Source organism: Bradyrhizobium vignae (genome assembly GCF_004114425.1).
GTDB classification, from domain to species: Bacteria; Pseudomonadota; Alphaproteobacteria; order Rhizobiales; family Xanthobacteraceae; genus Bradyrhizobium; species Bradyrhizobium vignae.
The window spans coordinates 1-1,158 of record NZ_RDQF01000147.1 but is presented as its reverse complement, the minus strand read 5'-3'; the positions used below and the strand labels follow the sequence as shown (position 1 = coordinate 1,158).

1 protein-coding gene is annotated in these 1,158 nt (G+C 61.7%); it reads right to left on the bottom strand.

What is annotated here, in order from left to right:
* Positions 1 to 271: 271 nt before the first annotated feature.
* Entirely contained in the window at positions 272 to 772 is a 501-nt protein-coding gene (locus EAV90_RS39160; protein ID WP_245509748.1) for a LysE family translocator, read from the bottom strand.
* Positions 773 to 1,158 lie beyond the last annotated feature (386 nt).

The following is a 1,158-nucleotide window of genomic DNA, read 5'->3' as shown; positions in this document are numbered from 1 at the left end:
GCCACCCCTCTCCGCCGCCGTCGCTCGCCAGCGCTGCGCTTTTGGGCAAGCGAGCGACGGCGGCTCCGAGGGGATGGCTCGGCCGGACCCCATGATCAATTTTGCTGAACTTGACGCACAGAACTCGTGTGTGGACGGCTCCGGCGCAGCGAAGATGTGCCCATGTAACGATGTGGCTCGACGTCAGAGTCGCCCCTCGAGCCGCCCGATGTCTTCAGATTTCAAAATGTTCACGCACCAACAAGATCGTCGGGCTTGGTGGAGGCAACGGTCACGTGCGACTCGTTAGCAATTTGATGCCGGCAAAGCAGAAGAAGGTGCCCAGCGCTAAGTCGATTGAGCGGCGCGCCCTCCGGTAAATGAGCACGATGCGCTCGGTGGAGAAGGCGAGCGCATAGAGAAGGTGGCCAACGACGGAGAGAAACGTCGTACCCGCAATGATCACCGCAATCACCCACCAGGGTGGATCGGCCTGGAGGCCGAGCGACATGAGTGCGATCCATGCCAAGGCGGCTTTTGGATTCGTCATCTGCGCGATCAGTCCGCGCATGAAGAACGGAAAGGCCGATTGCGGCCCAAGGTGATCCCGGGTCTCGATCGGTCTTGGACAAGCGGCCGATCGAAAAGCCCTGAAACCGAGCCACAAGAGATAGAGACCCCCGATGATCTTGATGAAGACGAGAGTTGAGGCATACGCGGCCACCAGCGCCGTCAGAGCAGCGCCCGTCAGCAAGCCCCAAAACAACGACCCGATCGAGACCCCGAGTGCCACCGCGCCGAACGCATTATCGAGTGAGCCACCAAGTCGGCTCAGGGTCAAAAGCGCCGTTCTGACCAGCGGTCGGGTGCTTCCGGTTTACCCCCGACTCCGGACATCTCGCCGCGACGCGCTAACGGAAGCGATGGGCCACGAGCAGATCTTCGTGCGCACCTGTCACGAAGCCTGGTGCATCGAGTCGAGCTCGGCGATAAGGCGTGTCAGGTTTGCTACAGCCCGTGGACGGGCCTCGCGCAGACGCTCGAGGATACGTAGTCGTCCGTTAAGAAGCCGATTGCAGCGGTGAGCGGTCGCTGATGGCTGCGATGAGGGTGGCCAGGAAGAGGCACCAAAGAACCCTCAGCCAGGCGAGGATGCGGCGGAAGTTGTGACCGACGGCA